This is a genomic window from Stenotrophomonas sp. Y-13 (assembly GCF_046267925.1).
Lineage (GTDB): Bacteria > Pseudomonadota > Gammaproteobacteria > Xanthomonadales > Xanthomonadaceae > Stenotrophomonas > Stenotrophomonas acidaminiphila_A.
This window is the reverse complement of sequence record NZ_CP176501.1, coordinates 1,752,135-1,776,301: the sequence shown is the minus strand read 5'-3', so window position 1 is coordinate 1,776,301 and position 24,167 is coordinate 1,752,135. Positions and strand designations below refer to the sequence as shown.

Annotated in this window: 27 protein-coding genes and 1 pseudogene; 15 read left to right on the top strand and 13 right to left on the bottom strand. The window is 68.9% G+C overall.

Going from position 1 to position 24,167, the window contains the following annotated elements; genetic code table 11:
- Positions 1-3 precede the first annotated feature (3 nt).
- From ACJ7VY_RS08080 to ACJ7VY_RS08050, 7 genes are all read right to left on the bottom strand, one after another.
- A complete protein-coding gene (locus ACJ7VY_RS08080; RefSeq protein WP_409476742.1) occupies positions 4-378 on the bottom strand; it encodes a DUF5329 domain-containing protein in 375 nt (124 codons plus the stop codon).
- Positions 375-1,442 (bottom strand): class III poly(R)-hydroxyalkanoic acid synthase subunit PhaC, encoded by a 1,068-nt coding sequence (phaC, locus tag ACJ7VY_RS08075; protein WP_161615113.1) that lies wholly within the window; start codon positions 1,440-1,442, stop codon positions 375-377. The genes ACJ7VY_RS08080 and phaC overlap by 4 nt, the downstream gene beginning before the upstream one ends.
- Positions 1,439-2,512 carry a class III poly(R)-hydroxyalkanoic acid synthase subunit PhaE gene (gene phaE / locus ACJ7VY_RS08070; protein ID WP_409476741.1) on the bottom strand — a complete coding sequence of 358 codons (1,074 nt, stop codon included), beginning with the start codon at positions 2,510-2,512 and terminating at the stop codon, positions 1,439-1,441. Before phaE ends, phaC begins: the two co-directional genes overlap by 4 nt.
- 61 nt (positions 2,513-2,573) lie before the next feature.
- Entirely contained in the window at positions 2,574-3,188 is a 615-nt protein-coding gene (locus ACJ7VY_RS08065; RefSeq protein WP_409476740.1) for a CDP-alcohol phosphatidyltransferase family protein, read from the bottom strand.
- Between the two features lie 113 nt (positions 3,189-3,301).
- The gene (locus tag ACJ7VY_RS08060) at positions 3,302-3,790 is read right to left on the bottom strand and encodes an NUDIX hydrolase (RefSeq protein WP_104938754.1); all 489 of its coding nucleotides are present in this window, start codon (positions 3,788-3,790) and stop codon (positions 3,302-3,304) included.
- Positions 3,791-3,860: 70 nt separating this feature from the next.
- On the bottom strand, positions 3,861-4,343 hold the full coding sequence (locus tag ACJ7VY_RS08055) for a DUF1249 domain-containing protein (RefSeq protein WP_104938753.1): 483 nt from the start codon (positions 4,341-4,343) through the stop codon (positions 3,861-3,863).
- 46 nt (positions 4,344-4,389) lie between these two features.
- The gene (locus tag ACJ7VY_RS08050) at positions 4,390-5,211 is read right to left on the bottom strand and encodes a pyruvate, water dikinase regulatory protein (protein ID WP_104938752.1); all 822 of its coding nucleotides are present in this window, start codon (positions 5,209-5,211) and stop codon (positions 4,390-4,392) included.
- 194 nt (positions 5,212-5,405) lie between these two features.
- Here ACJ7VY_RS08050 and ppsA point away from each other — a divergent pair, with 194 nt between their 5' ends.
- A complete protein-coding gene (gene ppsA, locus ACJ7VY_RS08045; protein WP_409476739.1) occupies positions 5,406-7,784 on the top strand; it encodes a phosphoenolpyruvate synthase in 2,379 nt (792 codons plus the stop codon).
- Between the two features lie 213 nt (positions 7,785-7,997).
- On the opposite strand, the gene ACJ7VY_RS08040 is transcribed toward ppsA, so the two are convergent.
- Entirely contained in the window at positions 7,998-8,822 is an 825-nt protein-coding gene (locus tag ACJ7VY_RS08040) for a glycine zipper 2TM domain-containing protein (protein ID WP_104938750.1), read from the bottom strand.
- 159 nt (positions 8,823-8,981) lie between these two features.
- Between ACJ7VY_RS08040 and ACJ7VY_RS08035 the strand changes: the two genes are divergently transcribed.
- Together ACJ7VY_RS08035 and ACJ7VY_RS08030 are read left to right on the top strand one after the other, a co-directional pair.
- On the top strand, positions 8,982-9,212 hold the full coding sequence (locus tag ACJ7VY_RS08035; RefSeq protein WP_161614403.1) for a DUF6116 family protein: 231 nt from the start codon (positions 8,982-8,984) through the stop codon (positions 9,210-9,212).
- A 3-nt stretch (positions 9,213-9,215) separates the two neighbouring features.
- Complete coding sequence (locus tag ACJ7VY_RS08030; RefSeq protein WP_409476738.1) at positions 9,216-9,986, top strand: TatD family hydrolase; 771 nt, start codon at positions 9,216-9,218, stop codon at positions 9,984-9,986.
- 63 nt (positions 9,987-10,049) lie between these two features.
- Here ACJ7VY_RS08030 and ACJ7VY_RS08025 read toward each other — a convergent pair whose 3' ends face one another.
- On the bottom strand, positions 10,050-10,841 hold the full coding sequence (locus tag ACJ7VY_RS08025; protein WP_409476737.1) for a ThiF family adenylyltransferase: 792 nt from the start codon (positions 10,839-10,841) through the stop codon (positions 10,050-10,052).
- Between the two features lie 74 nt (positions 10,842-10,915).
- Here ACJ7VY_RS08025 and ACJ7VY_RS08020 point away from each other — a divergent pair, with 74 nt between their 5' ends.
- On the top strand, positions 10,916-11,347 hold the full coding sequence (locus ACJ7VY_RS08020) for a cytochrome c (RefSeq protein ID WP_161614401.1): 432 nt from the start codon (positions 10,916-10,918) through the stop codon (positions 11,345-11,347).
- A gap of 109 nt (positions 11,348-11,456) precedes the next feature.
- Complete coding sequence (locus ACJ7VY_RS08015) at positions 11,457-11,945, top strand: glycine zipper 2TM domain-containing protein (protein WP_104938746.1); 489 nt, start codon at positions 11,457-11,459, stop codon at positions 11,943-11,945.
- A gap of 79 nt (positions 11,946-12,024) precedes the next feature.
- Here the strand turns inward: ACJ7VY_RS08015 and ACJ7VY_RS08010 are convergent, their stop codons facing one another.
- The gene (locus ACJ7VY_RS08010) at positions 12,025-12,234 is read right to left on the bottom strand and encodes a cold-shock protein (protein WP_054665365.1); all 210 of its coding nucleotides are present in this window, start codon (positions 12,232-12,234) and stop codon (positions 12,025-12,027) included.
- 232 nt (positions 12,235-12,466) lie between these two features.
- Between ACJ7VY_RS08010 and ACJ7VY_RS08005 the strand changes: the two genes are divergently transcribed.
- From ACJ7VY_RS08005 to ACJ7VY_RS07990, 4 genes and pseudogenes are all read left to right on the top strand, one after another.
- Positions 12,467-12,952: a DUF456 domain-containing protein gene (locus ACJ7VY_RS08005; protein ID WP_161614400.1), complete on the top strand. Its 486-nt coding sequence runs from the start codon at positions 12,467-12,469 to the stop codon at positions 12,950-12,952.
- A 416-nt stretch (positions 12,953-13,368) separates the two neighbouring features.
- Positions 13,369-14,205: pseudogene (locus tag ACJ7VY_RS08000) on the top strand (phospholipase A); the annotation flags it as partial.
- 5 nt (positions 14,206-14,210) lie between these two features.
- Positions 14,211-14,558 carry an arsenate reductase (glutaredoxin) gene (gene arsC / locus ACJ7VY_RS07995; RefSeq protein WP_104938745.1) on the top strand — a complete coding sequence of 116 codons (348 nt, stop codon included), beginning with the start codon at positions 14,211-14,213 and terminating at the stop codon, positions 14,556-14,558.
- Between the two features lie 161 nt (positions 14,559-14,719).
- A complete protein-coding gene (locus tag ACJ7VY_RS07990) occupies positions 14,720-15,829 on the top strand; it encodes a sterol desaturase family protein (protein WP_161614399.1) in 1,110 nt (369 codons plus the stop codon).
- Between the two features lie 67 nt (positions 15,830-15,896).
- Here ACJ7VY_RS07990 and ACJ7VY_RS07985 read toward each other — a convergent pair whose 3' ends face one another.
- From ACJ7VY_RS07985 to ACJ7VY_RS07975, 3 genes are all read right to left on the bottom strand, one after another.
- The gene (locus ACJ7VY_RS07985) at positions 15,897-16,532 is read right to left on the bottom strand and encodes a glutathione S-transferase family protein (protein WP_104938743.1); all 636 of its coding nucleotides are present in this window, start codon (positions 16,530-16,532) and stop codon (positions 15,897-15,899) included.
- Between the two features lie 100 nt (positions 16,533-16,632).
- Entirely contained in the window at positions 16,633-16,953 is a 321-nt protein-coding gene (locus tag ACJ7VY_RS07980) for a hypothetical protein (RefSeq protein WP_409476736.1), read from the bottom strand.
- 76 nt (positions 16,954-17,029) lie between these two features.
- The gene (locus ACJ7VY_RS07975) at positions 17,030-18,547 is read right to left on the bottom strand and encodes a fumarate hydratase (RefSeq protein WP_161614397.1); all 1,518 of its coding nucleotides are present in this window, start codon (positions 18,545-18,547) and stop codon (positions 17,030-17,032) included.
- Between the two features lie 178 nt (positions 18,548-18,725).
- On the opposite strand from ACJ7VY_RS07975, the gene sigJ reads away from it, so the two are divergent.
- The 6 genes from sigJ to ACJ7VY_RS07945 all read left to right on the top strand — a co-directional run bounded on the left by sigJ (position 18,726) and on the right by ACJ7VY_RS07945 (position 24,063).
- Complete coding sequence (gene sigJ, locus ACJ7VY_RS07970; RefSeq protein ID WP_409476735.1) at positions 18,726-19,625, top strand: RNA polymerase sigma factor SigJ; 900 nt, start codon at positions 18,726-18,728, stop codon at positions 19,623-19,625.
- A 38-nt stretch (positions 19,626-19,663) separates the two neighbouring features.
- The gene (locus ACJ7VY_RS07965) at positions 19,664-20,110 is read left to right on the top strand and encodes a carboxymuconolactone decarboxylase family protein (protein WP_240212727.1); all 447 of its coding nucleotides are present in this window, start codon (positions 19,664-19,666) and stop codon (positions 20,108-20,110) included.
- 92 nt (positions 20,111-20,202) lie between these two features.
- Positions 20,203-20,847, top strand: a complete 645-nt coding sequence (locus ACJ7VY_RS07960) for a trimeric intracellular cation channel family protein (RefSeq protein ID WP_104938739.1) — start codon at positions 20,203-20,205, stop codon at positions 20,845-20,847.
- 61 nt (positions 20,848-20,908) lie between these two features.
- Positions 20,909-21,226, top strand: a complete 318-nt coding sequence (locus ACJ7VY_RS07955) for a BON domain-containing protein (RefSeq protein ID WP_158681842.1) — start codon at positions 20,909-20,911, stop codon at positions 21,224-21,226.
- 50 nt (positions 21,227-21,276) lie between these two features.
- Positions 21,277-23,142, top strand: a complete 1,866-nt coding sequence (locus ACJ7VY_RS07950; protein WP_409476734.1) for an ABC transporter ATP-binding protein — start codon at positions 21,277-21,279, stop codon at positions 23,140-23,142.
- Positions 23,143-23,280: 138 nt separating this feature from the next.
- Entirely contained in the window at positions 23,281-24,063 is a 783-nt protein-coding gene (locus ACJ7VY_RS07945; RefSeq protein WP_161614391.1) for a ferredoxin--NADP reductase, read from the top strand.
- Positions 24,064-24,167 lie beyond the last annotated feature (104 nt).

The following is a 24,167-nucleotide window of genomic DNA, read 5'->3' as shown; positions in this document are numbered from 1 at the left end:
CCGTCAACCGCCGCGCAGCCGCAGCAACTGCTGCCGGAACCAGGGCGCGGCGTCCTGCTCGGCGTGGCCGGGACAGGCCACCCGGTAGGGCTTGCCACTGAGGCTGCTGCGGCTGGCGGCACGCTCGATGAACTGCTCGGCGGTGTCGGCCAGGCCACGCTTGAGCAGGTAATCGTACTTGCGCTGCAGGTGGCTGCGCGCCTCGCCGGCATCGTGCCAGCTACCATTGCGCTGGAAGCGGCATCCGGAACTGGCCAGCGCCTGCATCAGCCCGTCGATCTCATGCCGGGCGGTGGCGTCCGGCGCGGCCGGCAGGGCGGCGGGAACCGCCGCCAGTCCCAGCCCCAGCAACACCGCCAGCAGCGGGCCATGGCTCATGTCCGCGCGCTCAGCCAGTCGTGGATGGCGGCGGGCACCTCGCGCTGCGCCCGCGCCGACACGTAGATGCCGATATGGCCACCCCGGAAGCCCACTTCGGTGTAGTCGCTGCTGCCGGTGCGTCCGCGCAGCGCCCGCGACGCTGCCGGCGGCACCAGGTGGTCCTGTTCGGCGTAGATGTTGAGTACCGGCATCCGCAGCTTTTCCAGGTCCACCGCCTCGGCGCCGATGCGGATGCCACCATGCATCAGGCCATTGCCCTGGTAGAACTGCTTGACGAACTCGCGGAACGCCTCGCCGGCCAGGTCGGGCGAGTCGAAGATCCATTTCTCCATGCGCAGGAAATCCTCCAGCGCCTGCCGGTCGTCCAGGATGTCCACCAGCCCCACGTACTTCTGCACGTTGAGCCGGAACGGCTTGAGCATCAGGTAGCTGGCGTTCATCAGGTCGGCCGGGATGTTGCCCAGCGTATCGACGAACAGGTCCACGTCGACGTGCCGCGCCCAGTGCGAGAGCATGTTGTCGGGCGTGTGGAAATCCACCGGGGTGACCATGGTGACCAGGTTGCGCACCTTGTGCGGACGCAGCGCGGCGTAGCACAGCGAGAACACCCCGCCCTGGCAGATGCCCAGCAGGTTGGGCGGGCCGCCGTGCTGCGCCTGCAGGTGGTCGACGGCGCCATCGAGGAAACGCAGCAGGTAGTCCTCCAGGGTGAGGAACCGCTCGGAACGGTCGGGGTAGCCCCAGTCCAGCACGTACACATCCTGGCCGGCGGCGAGCAGTTTCTGCACCAGCGAGCGGCCATCCTGCAGGTCCACCATGTACGGCCGGTTGACCAGCGCGTAGACGATCAGCAGTGGCGGCCGCTGCCCGGACGGCGCCGCGCCACCGACAAAGCGGTACAGCGTGACCTTGCCGTCGCGCCACACCGGCTGGCGTTCGGTGACGCCATAGTCGACGTCCTCCACGCCCGGCAACAGCTTCAGCCCGTCGGCCAGCTTCTGCTGCAGCTGCAGCGTTTCCTGCAGCAGGTCGTCCATGCCGAACCCGAGCGGCCCCTTCATGGCGCGCCTCCACGCCGCGCCCTGGCCGGGCGGGACGCACTACTGGGTGCGCCGGCACTGCCGGGTGCGGCCGCCTTGCTGGCTTTCCTGGCCTTGGTTGCCGCGGGCCGGTCCTGCGGCGCGGTGCCGGCGCTGCGCGCGGACTTCGCCCTGACCCGGGGCGTCGCGGGTGCGGGCGCCGGCGGCGGGGCGGCCGCGGCATTGCCGGCAGCCATGCGCCGCATCCAGCGCTCCAGTTCGGCGATGCGGCGATGGGCCGCATCCATCTCGGTACGCGTGGGTACCCCCATCAGCTCGCACGCGCGCTCCAGCTCGTGCTGGGTGGCGGCGCGCAGGCGCATCTGGGTGTTGGCCAGATCGGCATAGATGCGCTGGAAATCCTCGGACATGGCAACCGTGGCGTAGGCCTCTTCGGCGGCGTCGATCCACAGGTCGAACATCGCGCGGGCGCTGGTGAGCTGGCTGCCCGGCGCCTCGTGTTCGGCCAGCTTGGCCTCGAAGCGGTGGAAGGCGTCGTCCAGCACCCCGCGGATGGAGCCGACATAGGCCTGCATGCGGGCCTGGTGTTCCTGCTGCGCACGCAGCAGGGCCTGCCAGCGCGCCTGGTGTTCGCGCGCGGGACCGAACGCCGGGGCGTTCAGCCAGCCGTCCTCGCCATGACCGGCCTGCAGCGCGTGGACGAAATCGCGTATCCAGGGCTGGTCGCCCAGCGCGTTGCCACCGCGGGCCGCATCGAGCATCCAGCGGATCATGGCGTCGCCCTGGCCCTCCACGGCGTCGCGCCAGGCGCCAGCGACTTCGGCGGCGCTGCTGTCGCGGCCGGCGAAACGCGCCGCGACCTGCTGCATCGTGCCCAGCCAGTCGCCGGCCTGCTGCTGGAAGCGCGCGCCGAGTTCATGCACCTGTGGCGTGGCGCCGGTGCCGACCAGCCGCGCCCACTGCGCGATGCCCTCCTGCCAGGGAAAGGCATCGGCGGCGCCCGCGCCGCCCTGGCCCACTGCCTGCTGCCATGCCTCCCAGGCGCGCTTCAGGCCGGCGTCGAACCCCGTGCTGTCGTTGTCGTCGGCCACTGCCCTTGCCCTGCTCCGCCGTTGTCGCGGCGATGATAGCAACGCGGCCGCGTCGCCGCGGTCAGGGTTTGGGAATATGCAGGGTCTTGCTGATCATCAGCGAGCCCGACAGTGCGAACAGCAGGACCAGCGGATGCAGCTGCCACGGTCCCAGCTGCCAGACGCCGCCCCACAGGTTGGCGCCGATCGCGCCGGAATGCGCCGCCACTGCCAGCAGGATCACCAGCGCCAGGCTGGTGGGAATGGGGGTTCCCTCGAAGTACGGGACCTTGTCCGAGTCGCCGGCGATTTCCTCGGCGGTGACGTTGTAGCGCGCCAGCCGGCTGACGCCGCAGCAGACGAAGTAGCTCAGCACCAGCCAGTCCCAGCCGCCCTGCATGCCGCAGGCGTAGGCCAGCGCGGCGGGTGCGACGCCGAAGGAGATCACGTCGGCCAGCGAATCCAGTTCGCGCCCTAGGGTGGAGGACGATTGCCGCCAGCGGGCGATGCGGCCGTCGAGCGCGTCGAACACGAACGCCAGCGGGATCAGCGCCATGCCGAACAGCAGGAAACCGCGCTGGCCGTCCTGCAGGAAGCGCATCGCCGCGAACACCGCGCCGGTGCCGCAGAAGGCGTTGCCCAGGGTGAACCAGTCCGCGAGCCGGAACTCGCGCAGCATCGAGAAATGGCGTTTCATGTCGGGTTTCCGGATCATGGCGGCGTCAGCCTAGCGCGATTGCCGTGAATACGGCCATGTCGGATGCGCACGGCGCCGGTGCGGCCAGGTGAGCCCAGGTGAGCGGCGGCGGCTTACAGCCGCGTATAGCTCCACGACTGCATGCGCCCGTCGCGATACGGCATCACTCCATGGAACGGCCGCGGATCGGCGTCGAACACCAGCGGCAGGAAATGGCGGTCACCTTCCCACAGCGGCAGCGATTCGAGCTGGTCCACCGGCACCCACTCCAGCGTGCCTTCGGGGTTGGACTGCAACGGGGTACCGGTCCAGTCATCGATCACGAACACGAAGGCGAACCAGTCCTCGCCCTGCTTGCCGAAGCCCGGCCAGCTGAGCGTGCCGCGCAGGCGGGTGGTGCCGCATTCGATCCCGGCTTCCTCGCGGATCTCGCGGTGCATGCAGGCCAGCGCGTCCTCCTGCGGCTCCATCTTGCCGCCCAGTCCGTTGTACTTGCCCAGGTGCATGTCGCCGGGACGGGTGTTGCGATGGATCATGAGGGCCTGGGTGCCGTCCTTGGACAACACGTAACCCAAGGTGGCGAGAATCGGGGTATAAGGCATCGGACTCGGAGCGCGCGGCGAAAACCCGCAGTATGACCGATCGCCCCGCGGCGCGACGGCCGCGCCGGTCCTAGACCAGCACGCCGGCCTCGTCGAGACGGCGCAGCGTGGCCACGCCATGCCCGCGTTCCGCCAGGTACTCCAGCCACTTGCCGAGGAATGTGTTCATGCGCAGGCGGTGGCTGACCAGTTCGTCCGCGGGCGGGTACATGCCCATGACGTCCTGCCAGCGCCGGCCGACATAGCAGTGCGTGGTCTCCACCTGCCGCGCATCCCGGTACAGGCGCACATAGGCAGATGGATCGGGCTCGCCGGTCAGCGGGTCGAGGATGCCGTAGGTCATGCGCAGTTCGACCGTGTAGCGGTGGCACTCGATCACGTCCAGGTACAGGTCCAGGCCGTCGCCGATGGACGAGGCGTACCGCCCCGGGTGCAGGCGGTCCGGCGCGAACAGCCGCATCAGGTGCTGGTAGTTTTCCGCGTACAGCCCCATCAGCCAGCCGAGGCGGCCCAGCCGGGGAATGCGATCGACGCGGGAAAGAGCCTGGTTCATGCGCCGATCCTACACGGCACTCCCGGCCGCGGCATGCGCCCCGGGTTCAGAACATCTCCCGCTGCAGCCCCAGCGTGCCCAGCACCTTGCTGGAGATCTCCTCGATCGAGGTATGGGTGGTGCTCAGGGTCGGGATGCGTTCCATCCTGAACATGGTTTCGGCCGCGGCCACCTCGCGCCGGCAGACCTCGGCACTGGCATAGCGGGAGTTGGGCCGCCGTTCCTGGCGGATCTGCTGCAGCCGCTCGGGGTCGATGGTCAGCCCGAACAGCTTGTTGCGGTAGGGCCGCAGGCGCGGCGGCAGGCGGTCGCTTTCCAGGTCCTCCTCGGTCAACGGATAGTTGGCCGCGCGGATGCCATAGTGCAGCGCCAGATAGATGCAGGTCGGCGTCTTGCCCGCGCGCGACACGGCCACCAGCACCACGTCGGCCTCGTCGTAGTTCACCGCGATGCCGTCGTCATGGCTCAGCGCGAAGTTCATCGCATTGATACGGCGGTGGTAGGTGTCGAAATCCACCATGCCGTGGGCCTGGCCGATCCTGGAGTGCCGGGTCGACTCCAGCTCCTGCTCCAGGGGGCCGATGAACGGCGCGAACACGTCCAGCACCAGCGCCCCGCTCTCCTCCAGGATCCGCCCCAGCGCCGAGTCCACGCAGGAGCTGACCACGATCGGGCGCACCTGGTAACGCTCGCCGGCGGCACGGATGCGGCGCGCGGCCTCGTGCGCCTTGTCCACATCGTCGACGAACGACATGCGATCGGTCACGAAACTGAAGCCGGAGAACTGGGTCAACAGGCTGTGGCCCACGGTTTCGGCGGTGATGCCGGTACCGTCCGAGACATAGAACACCGGCCGGATCGCCGTCATGCAGGACTCCTTTGGAGGGGGGATGGCACGGGGGGCGGCGGATGACCCGCCGCTGTCCCGGGAAAGACAAGCACAAGACAAAGTAATGTCACAAGCTTGTGCCGCTTAGGTGTGCACTGCATCATATTGGCTTCTTCCTACGGACGTGGCCATACCAGCCCGCCTCGGGCGATGGCCTCAACGGAGCATCGCGCTTGAACGAGAACATCCTGTGGTTGCATGAACTGCGCCTGGCCGACCTGGCCCGCGTGGGGGGCAAGAATTCCTCGCTCGGCGAGATGATCGGCAACCTTGCCGGCCTGGGAGTCTCGGTGCCGGGCGGCTATGCCACCACGGCCGAGGCGTTCAAGGATTTCATCGCCCACAACGACCTGTCCAAGCGCATTTTCGACCGCCTGGCCACGCTCGACGTCGAGGACGTGAACGCCCTGACCGCCGCTGGCGGCGAGATCCGCGGCTGGGTGATCGACGCCCCGCTGCAGCCGGCGCTGGACAAGGACATCCGCGACGCCTACGCCCGCCTGTGCGCCGACAATGGCGGCGGCGAGGTGGCCGTGGCAGTGCGCTCGTCGGCCACCGCCGAAGACCTGCCCGATGCCTCCTTCGCCGGCCAGCAGGAAACCTTCCTCAACGTCACCGGCGCCGACGACGTCGTGCGCAAGGTCAAGGAAGTGTTCGCCTCGCTGTACAACGACCGCGCCATCGCCTACCGCGTGCACCACGGCTTCAAGCACGAGGACGTGTTCCTGTCCGCCGGCGTGCAGCTGATGGTGCGCTCGGGCGTGGGTTCCTCCGGCGTGCTGTTCACCCTGGACACCGAGTCCGGCTTCCGCGACGTGGTGTTCGTCACCTCCTCGTTCGGCCTGGGCGAGATGGTCGTGCAGGGTGCGGTCAACCCCGACGAGTTCTACGTCTACAAGCCCACGCTGCAGGCCGGCAAGCCGGCGATCCTGCGCCGCGCGCTCGGCAGCAAGGCGATCCGCATGGTGTATTCGGACGTCCCCGGCGAGCGGGTCAAGGTCGAGGACACCCCGGCCGCGCTGCGCAACACCTTCTCCATCAGCGACGAAGACGTGCACGAGCTGGCCCGGCAGGCACTGACCATCGAGAAGCACTATGGCCGCCCGATGGACATCGAGTGGGCCAAGGACGGGGTCAGCGGCAAGCTGTTCATCGTCCAGGCACGCCCGGAAACGGTGAAATCGCGCAGCCACGCCACCCAGATCGAGCGCTTCGCGCTGACCGAGAAAGGCGGCAAGGTACTGGCCGAAGGCCGTGCGGTCGGCGCCAAGATCGGTGCCGGCGTGGCGCGCGTGGTCAAGACCCTGGACGACATGAACCGCGTGCAGCCGGGCGACGTGCTGATCGCCGACATGACCGACCCCGACTGGGAGCCGGTGATGAAGCGCGCCTCGGCCATCGTCACCAACCGCGGTGGCCGCACCTGCCACGCGGCGATCATCGCCCGCGAGCTGGGCGTGCCGGCCGTGGTCGGCTCGGGCAACGCCACCCAGGTGATCGAGGACGGCCAGCTGATCACCGTCAGCTGCGCCGAGGGCGATACCGGCTTCATCTACGAGGGCAAGCTGGGCTTCGAGCGCGCGACCACCGACCTGGGCAACATGCCGCCGGCGCCGCTGAAGATCATGATGAACGTGGCCAACCCGGAACGCGCCTTCGATTTCGGCCAGCTGCCGAACGCCGGCATCGGCCTGGCCCGCCTGGAAATGATCATCGCCAGCCACATCGGTGTGCACCCGAACGCGCTGCTGGAATACGACCGCCAGGACGCGGCAACGAAGAACAAGATCGACGAGAAGATCGCCGGCTACAAGGACCCGGTGAGCTTCTACGTGGACCGCCTGGCCGAGGGCATCGCCACCCTCACCGCCTCGGTCGCGCCGAACCCGGTGATCGTGCGCCTGTCGGACTTCAAGTCCAACGAGTACGCCAACCTGATCGGCGGCAGCAACTACGAGCCGCATGAAGAGAACCCGATGATCGGCTTCCGCGGCGCCAGCCGCTATGTCGACCCGAGCTTTTCGGCCGCGTTCGCCCTGGAGTGCCAGGCCGTGCTGCGCGTGCGCAACGAAATGGGCCTGGACAACCTGTGGGTGATGATCCCGTTCGTGCGTACCCTGGAGGAAGGCCGCAAGGTGGTCGAGGTCCTGGCGCAGAACGGCCTGAAGCAGGGCGAGAACGGGCTGAAGATCATCATGATGTGCGAGGTGCCGTCCAACGCGCTGCTCGCCGATGAGTTCCTGGAGATCTTCGACGGCTTCTCGATCGGCTCGAACGACCTGACCCAGCTGTCGCTCGGCCTGGACCGCGATTCCTCCATCGTCGCCCACCTGTTCGACGAGCGGAACCCGGCGGTCAAGAAGCTGCTGTCGATGGCGATCAAGGCCGCGCGTGCCAAGGGCAAGTATGTCGGCATCTGCGGCCAGGGCCCGTCCGACCATCCGGACCTGGCCGAATGGCTGATGCAGGAAGGCATCGAGTCGGTGTCGCTGAACCCGGACACCGTGGTCGATACCTGGCTGCGGCTGGCCAAGAGCAAGGCCGCCTCCTGAGCCGCGCCCGCCGGGCGACCGCCTGATCCATGACAGGCCCCGGGAAACCGGGGCCTGTTTTTTTACGGCTTCTCGCCGCCCCGCCGTGCTCTGCGCCGCCGCTCTTGCCGCCGCCGAATTGCCGCCGCGGATGGCAGATGAAAACAGCGCCCCGATGCGGGGCGCTGCCTGAAGCGTACGGTTGTGGGAAGCGGACGCCTTCCCGCGGGGAACTCAGCGGCGGGCGGCCGCGGCATCCACCGCGGCGGTCTGCGTCACCACCTGGCCGTCGATCACCGGCAGGCGGTCGCTGGCCGGCTTGTCATCCATCCGCACCTTCTTTTCCTGGCCGTTGAAACGGTAGGTGACGTCATAGCCGACGGTGCGGCTGGCATTGCCCAGGGCGATGCGGCTGCCCGGCTGCTTGTCCATGCGCATGCTGCCGGTGCTGCCGTCGGCCTTGCGGTAGGTGACGTTGTAGCCGGTGACCCGCGACGATTCCGACGCGGTCTGCTCGGTATGGCACTGGCGCTCGGTACGCTGCACCACGCGGCCGCCGACATGGCGCTTGTCGATCTGGTTGCCGATCACGCCACCGGCCACGGCGCCGGCCGCGGTCGCCGCCTTGCGCCCGTCGCCCTTGCCCACCTGGTTGCCCAGCAGGCCGCCGATGACCGCGCCGGCCACGGTGCCGCCGACGTTGCCATCGCGCTCGGGCAGGCGCTCCTGCACCACCACGTCCTCGCACACCTCGCGCGGCACCGTGGTGGTGGAGGTTTCGCGGACCGGCTCGCTGCCGATGACCGTGGCGTAGGCCGGTTCGCTGCGGGTCACCGGCTCGACCTTGAGCACGTCGGCGTACTCCAGCATGCCCTGCTGCGGCGCCAGCGCGTTGCCGGCCGCGGCGTCGTCGGCCAGCGGCGTGTTGTCCAGTACCGGCGCCTGGCCCGGCGCCAGCGGTACGGCCTTGTCACGGGTGCTCATGAACGCCGCCGTGGCGATGCCTCCCACCAGCAGGGCACCGGCAGCCACCAGAACAGTAGTCGTGTTGCTCTTCATCGTCTGCTCCCAGCGGGTCGTCCGCCTGTTGACCTGCGCGCAATTCCAGCACGATAAACCTGAACGAAGGCATCGCACGGACCCGCCCGCTCGTGAAATGCCGGCCGGCTGTCGCAATATTGCACCTGCCGTCCCCGCCCCGCCGCCAAGGATCCCCCCATGTCCAGTCCCCTGCTGCTGCCCTTCATGGAATGGGCGCGCAAGTTGCGCTACCCGACGCTGTTCAAGATCACGGCCGGCCTGTTCGTGCTGAGCCTGCTGCTGCCTGACCCGGTGCCCTTCATCGACGAGATCCTGTTCGGCCTGGGCACTCTGCTGCTGGCCAACTGGAAGCGGCGCAAGAACCCGGTTGCCGCCGTCGAGCCGCCCGCGCTGCCGCGCAAGCGCTGAACCATGCAGTTGGTGGACAGCCATTGCCACCTAGACGCCCCGGCGTTCGATGGCGACCGTGACGCGGTGCTGGCGCGCGCCGGTGCCGCCGGCGTGGCGGCGATGGTGGTGCCGGCGGTCACCGCGGCGGGCTGGCCCGGGTTGCGCCAGGCCTGCGCCGCCAACCCCGCACTGCATCCGGCCTACGGCCTGCACCCGATGTTCCTGGCCGAGCATCGCCCGCCGCATCTGGATGCGCTGCGCGCCTGGGTGGAGCGCGAGGCACCCTGTGCCATCGGCGAGTGCGGACTCGACTTCTTCGTCGAAGGCCTGGACCCCGACACCCAGCGCCAGTACTTCCACGCGCAGCTGCAGCTGGCGCGGGAGGCCGGGCTGCCGGTGATCGTGCATGCCCGCCGTGCCACCGAGGAAGTGATCCACACCCTGCGCCGCGTGGGCAGCCTGCGCGGGGTCGTCCACAGTTTCTCGGGCAGCCCGGAACAGGCGCGGCAACTGTGGGATCTGGGCTTCCTGATCGGCCTGGGTGGGCCGCTCACCTACCCGCGCGCCAACCGCCTGCGCACGCTGGTGGCGACCATGCCGCTGGAGTTCCTGCTGCTGGAAACCGACGCGCCCGACCAGCCCGATGCCGCCATCCGCGGCCAGCGCAACGAACCGGCGCGGTTGCCCGCCGTGGCCGCGGCCGTCGCCGGCCTGCGCGGGCAAACGGTGGAGGAGATCGCCGCGCGCACCAGCGAGAACGCGCGGCGCCTGTTCAAGCTGCCGCCTGCATGATCCGCGGCGCCGGCGACCGTGAAAGCGGCGCGGGCCGATGACGGTTGCCGTGCCACGGCGTGATCAGGCCTTCGGCTTGAGCAGCATTTCCAGGGCCTTGCCGACCGCGGCGAAAGCGAACGCGCCGGTGATGTGGGTCGCCGCGCCAAGGCCGGCACCGCAATCGAGCTTCAGCGCCGCGTCGGCGCCCAGGTTGGGGCGCAGCCCGCAGACGCTGCCATCGGCCTGCGGGTATTTCACGTTCTCCAGCGAGTACACCGCCGGTACGCCGAAATAACGCTGCGGGTTCTTGGGGAAGTTGAATTCGCCGCGCAGCTTCTTGCGGATCAGCGCCAGCATCGCGTCGTGCTCGGTGCGCGACACGTCGCGCACCCGTACCAGGGTCGGGTCGGTGCGGCCGCCCGCCGCGCCCACCGTGATCAACGGCAGCTTGCGGCGCCGGCACCAGGCGATGGCCTCCACCTTCACCCGGAAGCTGTCACAGGCGTCGATGACCAGGTCGAAACCGCGATCCAGCAGCTCGGCCATGTTGGCTGCGGTCAGGAACGCCTCCACCGGTTCGATGCTGGCATCGGGGTTGATCGCACGGCAGCGCTCGGCCATCGCCACCGCCTTGTTGCGCCCGTACTGGCCGGCCATCGCCGGCAGCTGCCGGTTGGTGTTGGACACGCAGATGTCGTCTGCGTCGATCAGGGTCAGGTGGCCGACCGCCGAACGCACCAGCGCCTCCACCACCCAGGACCCGACGCCGCCCATGCCGATCACCGCCACCCGGCTGGCGGACAGCCGTTCGATGGCGCCGGCGCCATACAGCCGGTCGATGCCGGCGAAACGTTCGCGCAGTTGTGCTTTCATCCGCGCATTCTAAACGTGGCCGCAAACGTGCCGTGCGTCGTACCATCGGTGCATTCCCCAAGGAGCCCGGGCCCATGACCGAACCCAGCCGCACCCAGTCCAACGCATCCCGCTACCTGTTCGTGCTGATCGCCGGCCTGCTGATCGGCGGGGTCGCCACCGTGATGGCGATGCGGGCCATCCAGGCGCGGCAGGATCCGTTCCCGCACAGCCTGATGAATGTCATGGCACGCCAGTCCCAGCTGCTGGGCGACAGCCGCAAGCAGAACCGCTGCACGATCAACGACTCGACCCCGCGCCTGCAGACCCTGCGCCTGCTGACCAACGACCTGGACCTGGCCTTCCCCGGCCTGCGCGACGATGCGCGCTTCCAGCAGCATGCAAGCCGCTTCCGCGCGACCTTGAACGACGCCCTGGCCGCGCCCCCGGCCGACTGCACCGCACTGGCCGCGGTCACTGAACAGCTTGGAAACGACTGCAAGGCCTGCCACCAGGATTTCAGGTGATTCGACCCGGGTTTCACGCGTGGTTGGCTCGCCATTCACGCGTGAAAAGGGAGGATTCACCGTGCCGGGTATGGCCATACCCGCTACCCATCTGGCAAGGAGAATCACCATGAAGATCCAGTTGATCGCTGCGGGCGCCATCGCCAGCTTGGCCCTGGCCGGCTGCGCGACCTCCCCGGGCTATGGCGGCAGCTATGGCGGTGGCTACAACAATGGCGGCTACAACAACGGCGGTTACAACACCACCCGCTGCGCCGATTGCGGCATCGTCACCCGCATCGACACGGTGGCCTCGGGCCGCACCGCACCCTCGGCCACCGGCGCCATCCTCGGCGGCATCGTCGGCGCCGTGGCCGGCCATGAAATCTCCAGCCACACCGGCGGCAGCAAGGGCAACCAGAACATCTCCGCGGCGGCCGGCGCGGCGGCCGGTGCGCTGGCCGGCAACAAGATCCAGCAGAACGTCACCGGCAATTCCTACGACATCCAGGTGCGGATGGACGACGGCCGGGTGATCGTGGTCAACCAGAAGGACCTGGGCGGCATCCGCGAGAACACCTACGTGCGCGTGGTCAACGGCCGCGTGGTGCTGCGCTGAGCCCGGCCCACCCGCATGGAGCGCACGGAAAAGGCCCGCATCCGCGGGCCTTTTCCTTTCTGCGGTACCGCGTGTGGTATCAGACCGGCTGCACGGCGTCAGCCTGCAGGCCCTTCTGCCCCTGCACCACGGTGAAGGTGACCTTCTGGCCTTCCTTCAGGCTCTTGAAGCCCTGGGTCTGGATGGCGCGGAAGTGCACAAACACGTCTTCGCCATTCTCGCGGCTGATGAAGCCGAAGCCCTTGGCGTCATTGAACCACTTGACAATGCCGGTTTCGCGATCGGACATCTCGACTGACTCCCTGTTGCTCTCTCGTTTGATGGATACGCCCCGGAAGGCGGCTGACTGCAAGGAGGAAGCGAGGTGCAACGATGCAGCAAATCATGCGATCTACCCATCAGGCCACGATTCACGGTGACCTTGCCAAGCTCAGCGGCTGAAACTTAACCCGACCATAACCAAAAATCAATCGGGGAAAGACAATCTTGTCAACCCCTTTTGGTCCTCCCCCGGAACCCGCATGGACTATTCATTCATATTGTATCTGCTAGCGGCCGTGCTCGTGCTCGTCGGCCTGGCCGGCGTGATCCTGCCCGCACTGCCCGGGCTGCCGCTGGTTTTCGCCGGCCTGCTGGTGGCGGCCTGGGCCGACGGATTTGCCCACGTCGGCTGGCTGCCGCTGGTGGTGCTGGGCGCCCTGACCGCACTGTCCATCGTGATCGACGTACTCGCCACCACCCTGGGGGCGCAACGGCTCGGCGCCAGCCGGCTGGCGCTGGCCGGGTCGGTGCTGGGCACCATCGTCGGGCTGTTTTTCATGCCGGTCGGGCTGTTCGCCGGCCCCTTCGTGGGCGCCCTGCTCGGCGAATACCTGCATGGCCGCCGGCTGGGCCAGGCTGCCCGGGTGGGCCTGGGCACCTGGCTGGGCATCGTGCTGGGCGTCGCGCTCAAGCTCGGGCTGGCGGTGGCCATGCTCGGGGTATTCGCCGTCGCCTGGTTCGTCTGAACCGCGGGTACGGCACCCGTGACTCCCGCTGCACACGGGGATGACCGACAATCCCCCTGGATCACGCCCTGGCCGCAGGGCGCCTGCCCTTTGTACCGATGGACCGTTCCCGCATGCACATCTCCCGCGCCCGCCCCGCCCTGCTGCTGGCCCTGTCGGGCTGCTCCGCCGCTGTCCTGGCGCAGGAGTCGATCACCACGCCCGCTTCGCCGCAGGCCTGCTTCGCCCTGGATTCGGACGCTGCCCGCCTGAGCTGCTACGACAGCGCGCTCGGCCGCACCCCGGCCGATACCCGTGCCGCGGACGCCGCGGCCAGCGCCGCGCAGCAGACGCTCAAGGAGGCCAAGGCCAGCGCCCGCGAGGCCGAGCAGCCGCTGCCACGACGCAACGAGCTGTTCGCCCATGACGACCTGGCCTCGGCCGTGGCCAACGCCGGCCGGGGGTCGATGCTGGACAGCCGCTGGGAGCTGGCGAAGGACTCCAAGCTCGGCCTGTTCCAGCTGCGCGCCTACAAGCCGGTGTACCTGCTGCCCGCGTTCTGGAGCAGCAAGCCGAACCGGTTGCCGCACTCGCCCAACCCGGCCAACACCGCGACCGAGGCCGAGGACCTGGACGCCACCGAACTGAAGTTCCAGCTCAGCTTCAAGACCAAGGTCGCCGAGAACCTGTTCGGCGACAACGGCGACATCTGGGTCGGCTATACCCAGAGTTCGCGCTGGCAGGCCTACAACAGCGAGATCTCGCGCCCGTTCCGCGAGACCAACTACGAGCCCGAGGCCATGCTGGTGTTCCGCAACGGCTATTCGCTGTTCGGCTGGAACGGGCGCATGACCGGCATCAGCCTCAACCACCAGTCCAATGGCCGCAGCGACCCGCTGTCGCGCAGCTGGAACCGGGTGATCCTGAACGTCGGCCTGGACCGTGACAACTGGGCGATCATGCTGCGGCCGTGGTATCGCATCCCGGAGAACGGCCGCGACGACAACAATCCGGACATCGAGGATTACATCGGCCGCGGCGACGCCACCGTGGTCTACAACCGCAACGGCCACGAGTTCTCGGTGACCGCGCGCCATTCGCTGCGCGGCGGCGACCGCTCGCACGGTTCGGTGCAGCTGGACTACGGATTCCCGCTCAGCCGGCTGCTGCGCGGCCACGTCCAGGTGTTCGACGGCTATGGCGAAAGCATGATCGACTACAACCACCGCGCCACCTATGTCGGCGTCGGCGTCTCGCTGTTGGAATGGTTTTGAAGGCAATGAAAGCAACGATCTGGCACAACAACCGCTGTTCGAATTCGCGCGGCGCGCTGGCCCTGCTGCAGCAGGCCGGCGCCGACATCGAGGTCATCGACTACCTGGCCACGCCGCCCGACCCGGCCACCCTGCGCCAACTGCTCGATGAGATGGGCATCCCCGCGCGCGCGCTGCTGCGCAGCAAGGAGCCCGCCTATGCCGAACTGGGGCTGGCCGACCGGCTCGACGACGAGGCGGCGCTGGTCGAGGCGATGGCGATGCACCCGGCGCTGATCAACCGGCCGATCGTGCGCACGCCCAAGGGCACCGCGCTGTGCCGCCCGCCGGAGACGGTGCGCACGCTGCTGTAGTCCTCGCGGGCACGCGCCGGCACCGGCGCAGGCCTCCGCGGCGGCGGGCAATGTCGCCGCCGCCGGCCGCCAGCGCGCGCCCTGCACCCGGCAGGGCCGGACTTGTGGCCCTTCGCCGGGTACAGGCAGAATCGCGCGGCCCCTCGACAGGAAGTCCGCGCATGGCCCGACCGCACCGCTCCTTCTTCGCCCACGCGTCCGCGCTGCTGGGGCTGCTGAGCCTGATGGCGGTGGCCTGCTTCCACTTTCCCGAACTGCTGACCAGCCGCGAGTTCCGCGCTGTCTACAACGAACAGTTCGCCCGCCATCTGCTGCTGGTCGGCCTGGCCGCCGCGTTCGTGCTGGGCACGCTGGCCATCCTGCGCGACCGCAACAAGCGCATCGCCACGATCGGCGTCGGCAGCGCGACCCTCGCGGTGCTGCTGGGCGGCACCAACGTGCAGTTCGACGCGATCGGACAGACCCCTTATTCGCTGGGACTGGACTGGTTCGTGCTGTCGCTGTTCTTCTCGGCGCTGGTGTTCGTGCCGTTGGAGCGTTACCTGGGCAAGCGCATGCTGTCGCCGCTGCGCCCGGGCTGGCGCACCGACGTGGCCTATTTCTTCATGAGCCACGTGCTGGTGCAGTTCATCCTGATCCTGGTCACCGCCTCCACCTCCACCCTCGCCGGGCTGGCCGCGTTCCCGGCGCTGAAGGCGGCGATCCAGTCGCTGCCGGTCTGGGCACAGTTCCTGATCGCGGTGTTCGTGGCCGACATGGCGCAGGCGCTGCTGCACCGCGCGTACCACAACATCCCGTGGCTATGGCGCTTCCACGCCGTGCACCATTCCAGCCGGCACATGGACTGGCTGGCCGGCTCGCGCATCCATATCGTCGAGATCGTGATGACCCGCAGCGCGGTGCTGCTGCCACTGCTGGTGCTGGGCTTCTCGACCCCGGCGGTGAACGCCTACGTGATCCTGGTCGGGCTGCAGGCGGTGCTGGCCCATGCCAACCTCGGGCTCCGCTTCGGCTGGCTGGAATATCTGGTGGTGCTGCCGCGCTATCACCACTGGCACCACGCCCGGCAGCGGGAGTACGTGGACGTGAACTACGCCATCCACCTGCCGCTGGTGGACATGCTGATGGGCACCTTCAAGCTGCCGCGCGACCCGGCGCAGTGGCCGCAGGAGTACGGCGTGATGAAACTGGAAACGGTGCCCAAGGGCATCGTGCGCCAGCACCTGATGCCATTCCAGGGCGGTCGCAAATTCGACGATTACGTGGATTGAGCCGCTCCCGGGCAGGCCCGTGCCCGGGAGCGCGCCCGCATGGGCGGGCAACGGCCGCGGCGCGGGTTCAGGTCCAGTCGCTGATGCCCTCGCGGCGGTAGACCTCGGCCAGCGCGGGGCGGTCCTTCATCCGCCGCGCATGCGCGGCCAGCACCGGCCAGGCGTCGCTCGGGCACGGCATGTTGCGCGACCAGCGCATCAGCATGGTCATCATGAAGTCCACCACCGAAAGCTGCGCGCCGAGCATGTACGGCCCCTCGTCCTGCAGGTGATCGGCCACCTGCTGCCAGGCCGCCTCCAGCTGCACCCGGGCACGCCCCTTCACCGCGTCGATGTTGCCCTCGCCGGCCGGTTCATGCGGATAGAACCACGCCCGGTAGGCCGGCATCAGGGTGTAGACGCAGAAGCACATCCAGCGGTAGTACGCGCCGCGCGCCGCGGTGCCGGGAGCCGGCGCCAGGCCCGCCTGCGGGTGCAGGTCGGCCAGGTGCATGGCGATGGCGGCCGACTCGGTCAGCACCTGGCCATCGATCAGCAGCGTCGGCACCCGGCCGGCCGGATTGATCGCCAGGTAACCGGGCGACTTCTGCTCGCGCCGCTCGAAATCGAGCTGGTGCAGCTCGTGCTCGATGCCCAGTTCGATCAACAACCAGTGCACCACCAGCGAAGCGGTACTTTGCGATCCATACAGGACGACGGACATGCGGCTCTCCCTGGCAGTGGTGCGCCATCTTAGCGTCGCCGCGGCCGCCGCGCCGCGACTGCCTCCCGCCCGCCCAGGCCCGCCGTGGCGGGGTGGCCGCTCAGTTGCAGCCAGCCATGCAGCTGTTCAGCCGCTCGCCGCAGACCGCGGCCGCCGAGCGGTTCTGGCAGAACGCCTGCGAGGTCTGGCAGGCGCCACGCAGTTCGGGGTTGGTGATCGTGTCGCACTGGTTGTCGCGGCTGGCCTGGCCGCAATCGCCGTAGCCGCGTGGATTGGCGTTGCAGCGCTGATAGGCGCTCTGGCAGTGGTTCACGCATGCGGCCGGGTCGTCGCGCGGTGGATCGCGCCACCCGCCGTCACTGGAGCACCCCGCCATCAGCAGGGTGACGCCCATCCGCACCGCCCACAGCCCTTTACGCATGTCTGCACGCCTCAAAGAGAAACGGCCCGAGCATACGCCCGGGCCGCTTCGAAGACACCGCCGGGGCGGCCGCGCCTTACTCCACAACCACCGGGATCTTGCCGATGCGGGCCTGCCATTCGCGCGGGCCGGTGGTGTGCACCGACTCGCCGGTGGAATCGACCGCCACCGTCACCGGCATGTCCTGCACGGTGAACTCGTAGATCGCCTCCATGCCCAGGTCGGCGAACCCGACCACCTTCGAGGCCTTGATCGCCTTGGACACCAGGTAGGCCGAGCCGCCGACCGCCATCAGGTACGCCGACTTGTTGTCACGGATCGCGTCGATCGCGGCCGGGCCGCGCTCGGCCTTGCCGACCATGCCCAGCAGGCCGGTCTGCTCCAGGATCTGGCGGGTGAACTTGTCCATGCGGGTCGCCGTGGTCGGGCCGGCCGGGCCCACCACCTCGTCGCGCACCGGATCGACCGGGCCGACGTAGTAGATGAAGCGGCCCTTCAGGTCCACCGGCAGCGGCTCGCCCCTGTTGAGCATGTCGACCATGCGCTTGTGCGCGGCGTCGCGGCCGGTCAGCAGCTTGCCGTTGAGCAGCAGGGTCTGGCCCGGCTTCCAGCTGGCCACTTCTTCCGGGGTGATGGTGTCCAGGTCGACGCGGGTGCCCTTGGAGGCGTCGTAGGTGATCTGCGGCCAGTCTTCCAGCGACGGCGGATCCAGCATCACCGGGCCGCTGCCGTCCAGGGTGAAGTGCGCGTGGCGGGTGGCGGCGCAGTTGGGGATCATCGCCACCGGCAGGTTGGCGGCGTGGGTCGGGTAGTCCTTGACCTTGATGTCCAGCACCGTGGTCAGGCCGCCCAGGCCCTGCGCGCCAATGCCCAGCGCGTTGACCTTGTCGTACAGCTCCAGGCGCAGCTCCTCGGCACGGTTGGACGGGCCGCGGGCCTTGAGCTCGTTGATGTCGATCGGCTCCATCAGCGCCTCCTTGGCCAGCAGCATCGCCTTCTCGGCGGTGCCGCCGATGCCGATGCCGAGCATGCCCGGCGGACACCAGCCCGCGCCCATGGTCGGCACGGTCTTGAGCACCCAGTCGACGATGGAATCGGACGGGTTGAGCATGGCGAACTTGCTCTTGGCCTCCGAACCGCCGCCCTTGGCCGCGACGATCACCTCCACGGTGTCACCGGGCACGACCTTGACGTTGACCACGCCCGGGGTGTTGTCCTTCGTATTGGTGCGCTTGCCGGCCGGGTCGGCCAGCACCGAGGCGCGCAGCTTGTTGTCCGGGTAGGCGTAGGCGCGGCGGATGCCCTCGTTGGCCATGTCCTCCACACCCATGGTGGCGTCGTCCCAGCGCACGTTCATGCCGATTTCCAGGAACACGGTGACGATGCCGGTGTCCTGGCAGATCGGGCGGTGGCCCTCGGCGCACATGCGCGAGTTGATCAGGATCTGCGCCATCGCCTCCTTCGCCGCCGGCGACTCCTCGCGCTCGTAGGCCGCGGCAAGGTTCTTGATGTAGTCGACCGGGTGGTAGTACGAGATGTACTGCAGCGCGTCGGCGATGGACTGGATGAGGTCTTCCTGCTTGATCGATGTCACGGCTTGCTCGAGGCTGGCGGGGGGAGTTAGCCACGCATTTTACCCCCTGCCATCCATGGCGGGCGCCCTGCGGGCCATGGCGGCTCTGCAACGCACCGTCCGCGGCTGCCTGCCGGCCGGTGAGGCACAGTAGCCGCTCCCGCTGTCACGCCGGCGCGCGCTGCCGCGTCCTTCCCGCATGGACATGACCGACACCTTCCAGCACCACCGCCCGCGCCTGCTGGCGCTGGCCTACCGCCTGCTCGGCAGCCGCGCCGACGCCGAGGACGTGGTCCAGGACGCCTGGCTGCGCTGGGCCGGGGCCGATACCACCGCCATCGCTGATCCGCAGGCCTGGCTGGTCACCGCCACCACCCGGCTCGGCCTGGACCGGCTGCGCGCGGCCACGCGCCAGCGCCTGGACTACGTGGGGCCCTGGCTTCCCGAACCGCTGCACATCGCCGCCGACCTTCCACCCGCACCCGATCCCGTCCAGGTCCACGCCCTGGCCGAGGACGTGTCGCTGGCCTTCCTGGCCCTGCTCGAGCAGCTCGGCCCGGAGGAGCGCGCTGCCTTTCTGCTCAAGGAGGCGTTCGACCACGACTATGCGGTCATCGCCGGCCTGCTCGGCCACAGCGAAGCCAACTGCCGCCAGTTGGTGCACCGCGCGCGCAGGCGCCTGCAGGAAGGGCGGCCGCGCTTCTGCGCCGATGCCGGCCAGCACCGGCGGCTGCTGGCGCGGTTCATGGAGGCCTCGCAGCAGGGCGACAACGCCGCCATCCAGGCCCTGCTGCACGCCAACGCGCAGCTGATCTCCGACGGCGGCGGGGTGGTCACCGCGGCGATCCGGCCGCTGCTCGGCGCCGAGCGCATCGGCCAGCTGTTCTGGGCCATCGCACGCCGCGGCGGCACCCATCCGGCGCGGCTGGGCAGCGTCAACGGCGAGCCGGCGATCCTGCGTTTCGAGGGCGACCACCTGCATTCGGTCACCACCATCGTGGTCGATGGCGACCGCATCGCGCGCATCTACAGCGTGCTCAACCCGCACAAACTGCGCGCCCTTGTCACGGCCGGCGACGCTGACGCGTCCTTGCAATGAAGGCGGCCACTGCCGGCTGCCAACTGGAACCCCTCACGATGAGCAGCACTTCCCCCCGCGTTCCCTACACCCGCCTGGCCGCCGATGCGTTCAAAGCCCTGCTGGCGACCAGCCAGGCCGTGCACTCGGCGTCGCTGGAGCACGACCTGCTGGAACTGGTGTTCCTGCGCGTCTCGCAGATCAACGGCTGCGGCTACTGCATGGACATGCACGCCACCTCGCTGCGCAAGGCCGGGATCGAGCCGCGCAAGCTGGACACCCTGCCGGCCTGGCACGAAAGCCGCTTCTTCGACGAACGCGAGCGCGCCGCGCTGGGCTGGGCCGAAGCCCTGACCCGCCTGCCCGACGGCGCACCGTCGCAGGCCGCGTTCGACGCGCTGGCGCCGCATTTCGACGCCAAGGGCATCAGCGACCTGAGCATGGCCGTGGCCGTCATCAATGCCTGGAACCGTCTCGGCGCCGGCCTGCTGCCGCCGCTGCCCTGACCGGCCCCGGCCGCTTCCCGCGGAGGGGCGGCGCTTCCGTCCGCGCCCCTGCCGATGGCCGCCGCCGGCGGCAGGCCGCACAATACCGCCGCATGGGAACCCTGGTACTGATCCTCGACCTCATCGGCACCTTCGTCTTCGCCCTGTCCGGGGCGACGATGGGGGTACGCCGGCGGCTGGACATCTTCGGCGTGCTGGTGCTGTCATTCGCTGCTGCATTGGCCGGTGGCATCACCCGTGACCTGCTGATCGGCGCCACCCCGGTGGCGGCGATCAGCGACTGGCGCTACCCGGCCATCACCCTGGCCGCTGGCATCGTGACCTTTTTCTGGGCGCCGCTGATCGAACGCCTGCAGTACCCGGTGCGCATGTTCGACGCGATGGGCCTGGCGCTGTTCGCGGTGGCCGGCACGCAGAAGGCGCTGGCCTTCGGCATCGCCCCGCCGATGGCCGCGGCGCTGGGCATGCTCACCGGCATCGGCGGCGGCATCGCCCGCGACGTGCTGCTGGCGCAGGTGCCGCTGGTGCTGCAGGCCGAGCTGTACGCCGTGGCCGCGCTGGCCGGCGCCGCGGTGGTGGCGCTCGGCTACTGGCTCGGGCTGGCGCCGCTGCCGTGCGCGCTGGCCGGCGCCGGGCTGTGCTTCGGGCTGCGGATGATGGCCATGCACTATGGCTGGCACCTGCCGGTGGCGCTGCAGTCCTCCGACCCGCCGCCACCGGAAGGCCCGCGCCGCTGAGGTGACGGGGCACTCACGCCGCCTGCGCCATGGTGGAACCCCCTTCCCGCAGGAGACGGCCATGGCCGCGGAACGTTCCGATACGCTGATCGGTGACGAAGTAGTGCGCACGCTGGGCGCCGAGGGCCGTTTCTCGCAGGTGCTGGTACAGGTCAGCGAGGGCCACGTCACGCTCTCCGGCGACGTGCCCGACGCGGCGACCAGGCGCCAGGTGGAAGCCACGGTGGCGGCGATCGACGGCGTCCGCGGCGTGCGCAGCCACCTCAACATCGACAGCGGCAGCCATTCCTTCGGCCCGCGCGGCCGTGCGGTGCGCGACGACCCGGGCGGCGATGGTGCCGCGCACGGCGGCGCCACCGGCCAGGACGGGAACGGCTGAACCCCGGCGGCAACGGTTAACCTGAGCCGGCCCCCTCGCACGAGCCCCGCATGCCGCACGCGCCGTCCGTTTCCGCCACCGGCAAACGCCCCAGCTTCCGCGAGCGCATGAACGCCATGCGCAACCTGCCGCCGTTCCTGCGGCAGGTATGGCAGACCAGCCCGGGGTTGACCCTGGTCAGCCTGTGCCTGCGCCTGCTGCGCGCGCTGCTGCCGGTGGCGATGCTGTACGTGGGCAAGCTGATCATCGACGAGGCGGTACGCCTGGCAGGCGCCGGTGCCATGCCGCCACTGGGCGAGGCGCTGGCCAGCGGCCACCTGGACACGCTGCTGGAGCTGCTGGCACTGGAGCTGGGCATCGCCATCGCCTCGGACCTGCTGGGGCGGGTGGTCAGCTATGCCGACACCCTGCTGTCGGAGCTGTTCACCAACGCCACCAGCGTGCGCCTGATGGAGCACGCCGCCGAACTGGACCTGGAGGATTTCGAGGACCCGGAGCTGCAGGACAAGCTCGACCGCGCCCGGCGCCAGACCATGGGCCGCATGAACCTGATGAGCCAGTTGCTCGGGCAGGCGCAGGACATGGTCACCGTGATCAGCTTCGCCGCCGGCCTGGTCGCCTATGCGCCGTGGCTGATCGCCCTGCTGGCGCTGGCGCTGGTGCCGGCGTTCCTGGGCGAGTCGCACTTCAACACGCTGGGCTATTCGCTCAACTACAGCTGGACCCCGGAGCGGCGCCAGCTCGACTACCTGCGCCAGGTCGGCGCCAGCGTGGAAACCGCCAAGGAGGTGAAGATCTTCAACCTCCACCGGTTCCTGATCGACCGCTACAAACTGCTGGCCGGGCGCTTCTACCAGGCCAACCGCAGGCTGGCGCGCAAGCGTGCGCTCTGGGGCACGGTGCTGGCGGCGCTGGGCACGCTGGGCTACTACGCCGCCTATGCCTACATCGCCTGGCGCACGATCCGCGGCGATTTCAGCATCGGCGACCTGACCTTCCTGTCCGGCAGTTTCCTGCGCCTGCGGCAGCTGCTGGAAGGCCTGTTGACCGGCTTTTCGCAGGTCGCCGGGCAGGCGCTGTACCTGGACGACCTGTTCTCGTTCTTCGCCATCGAGCCGGAGATCCGCTCGCGCCCGGATGCGCTGCCGGTGCCGCGCCCGATCCGCCAGGGATTCGTATTCGAGAACGTGGGCTTCCGCTATCCCGATGCCGAGCGCTGGGCGGTGCGGCATCTCGATTTCCAGCTCAGGGCCGGCGAGGTGATCGCGCTGGTCGGCGAGAACGGCGCCGGCAAGACCACCCTGGTCAAGCTGCTGGCACGGCTCTACGACCCGGACGAAGGCCGCATCCTGCTCGACGGGCGCGACCTGCGCGACTACGACCTGGACGACCTGCGCGCCAACATGGGGGTGATATTCCAGGATTTCGTGCGCTACCACCTGACGGCTGGCGAGAACATCGGCGTCGGCCAGGTCGATGCGATGCCGGACACGGCGCGCATCCGCGACGCCGCGCAGCGGGCGCTGGCCGACGAGGTGATCGATGCCCTGCCCGAAGGGTATGGGCAGCTGATCGGCCGCCGCTTCAAGAACGGCGTAGACCTGTCCGGCGGCCAATGGCAGAAGATCGCCATCGCCCGCGCCTACATGCGCGACGCGCAGGTGATGATCCTGGACGAACCCACCGCGGCACTGGACGCGCGTGCCGAGTTCGAGGTGTTCCAGCGCTTCAAGGAACTGTCCGAACAGCGCACCGCGGTGCTGATCTCGCACCGTTTTTCCTCCGTGCGCATGGCCGACCGGATCCTGGTGCTGGCCGACGGCCGCATCGAGGCCAGCGGCACCCATGCCGAACTGATGGCCCAGGGCGGGCGCTACGCCGAACTGTTCGAGCTGCAGGCCGCCGGTTACCGCTGAGCGCGCGCAGCGCGCCGGCGCCCCGGCCTTGCCGGCAGCAGCGGCCCCGCCGGTAGGGGCGACAAACGGTCGCATTACGGCCGCCCGGAGGCGGTTTGCTAGAATGCGCAGGTTTACATCCCCCCGAAGAATCCCGGCATGTCTTCCGCTTACGGCACCGAAACGGTGCTTGAAGTCCGTCATTGGACGGACGCCTACTTCAGCTTTTCCACCACCCGTGACAATGGCTTCCGCTTCGAGAACGGCCAGTTCGTGATGATCGGCCTGGAAAACGAGGGCGGCCGGCCGTTGATGCGCGCCTACTCCATCGCCAGCGCCAACTGGGAAGAGCAGCTGCACTTCTTCAGCATCAAGGTGCAGGACGGCCCGCTCACCTCGCGGCTGCAGCACCTCAAGCCCGGCGACACCATCCTGGTTGGCAAGAAGCCCACCGGCACCCTGCTGATCTCCGACCTGCACCCCGGCAAGCACCTGTACCTGCTGGGTACCGGCACCGGCCTGGCGCCGTGGCTGAGCATCGTCAAGGACCCGGAGACCTACGAGCGCTTCGAGAAGGTCATCGTCTGCCACGGCGTGCGTTACGAGCGCGACCTGGCCTACCGCGAGTACTTCGAGAAGGCGTTGTTCGAGGACGAGATCCTCGGCGACATCGTCCGCGACAAACTGCTGTACTACCCGGCGGTCACGCGCGAGCCGTTCCGCAACCAGGGCCGCCTGACCACGCTGATCGAAACCGGCGAGATGCCGCGCACGCTGGGCCTGCCGGCGTTCGACCCGGCCAATGACCGCTTCATGATCTGCGGCAGCCCGCAGATGCTGGCCGACCTGCGCACGGTGCTGGACGCACGCGGCTTCGAGGTCTCGCCGCGGATCGGTTCGCCGGGGCACTACGTGTTCGAGCGCGCGTTCGTCGAAAAGTGAGGCTGTGGGGAATTCACCGACAGCCGGCGCCTGGCCGGCGCCTTAGCGGCGTGTCGGTGGTTCAACGTAGCGGGCGGATCACGCGGATCCGCCCGTTCCTGTTA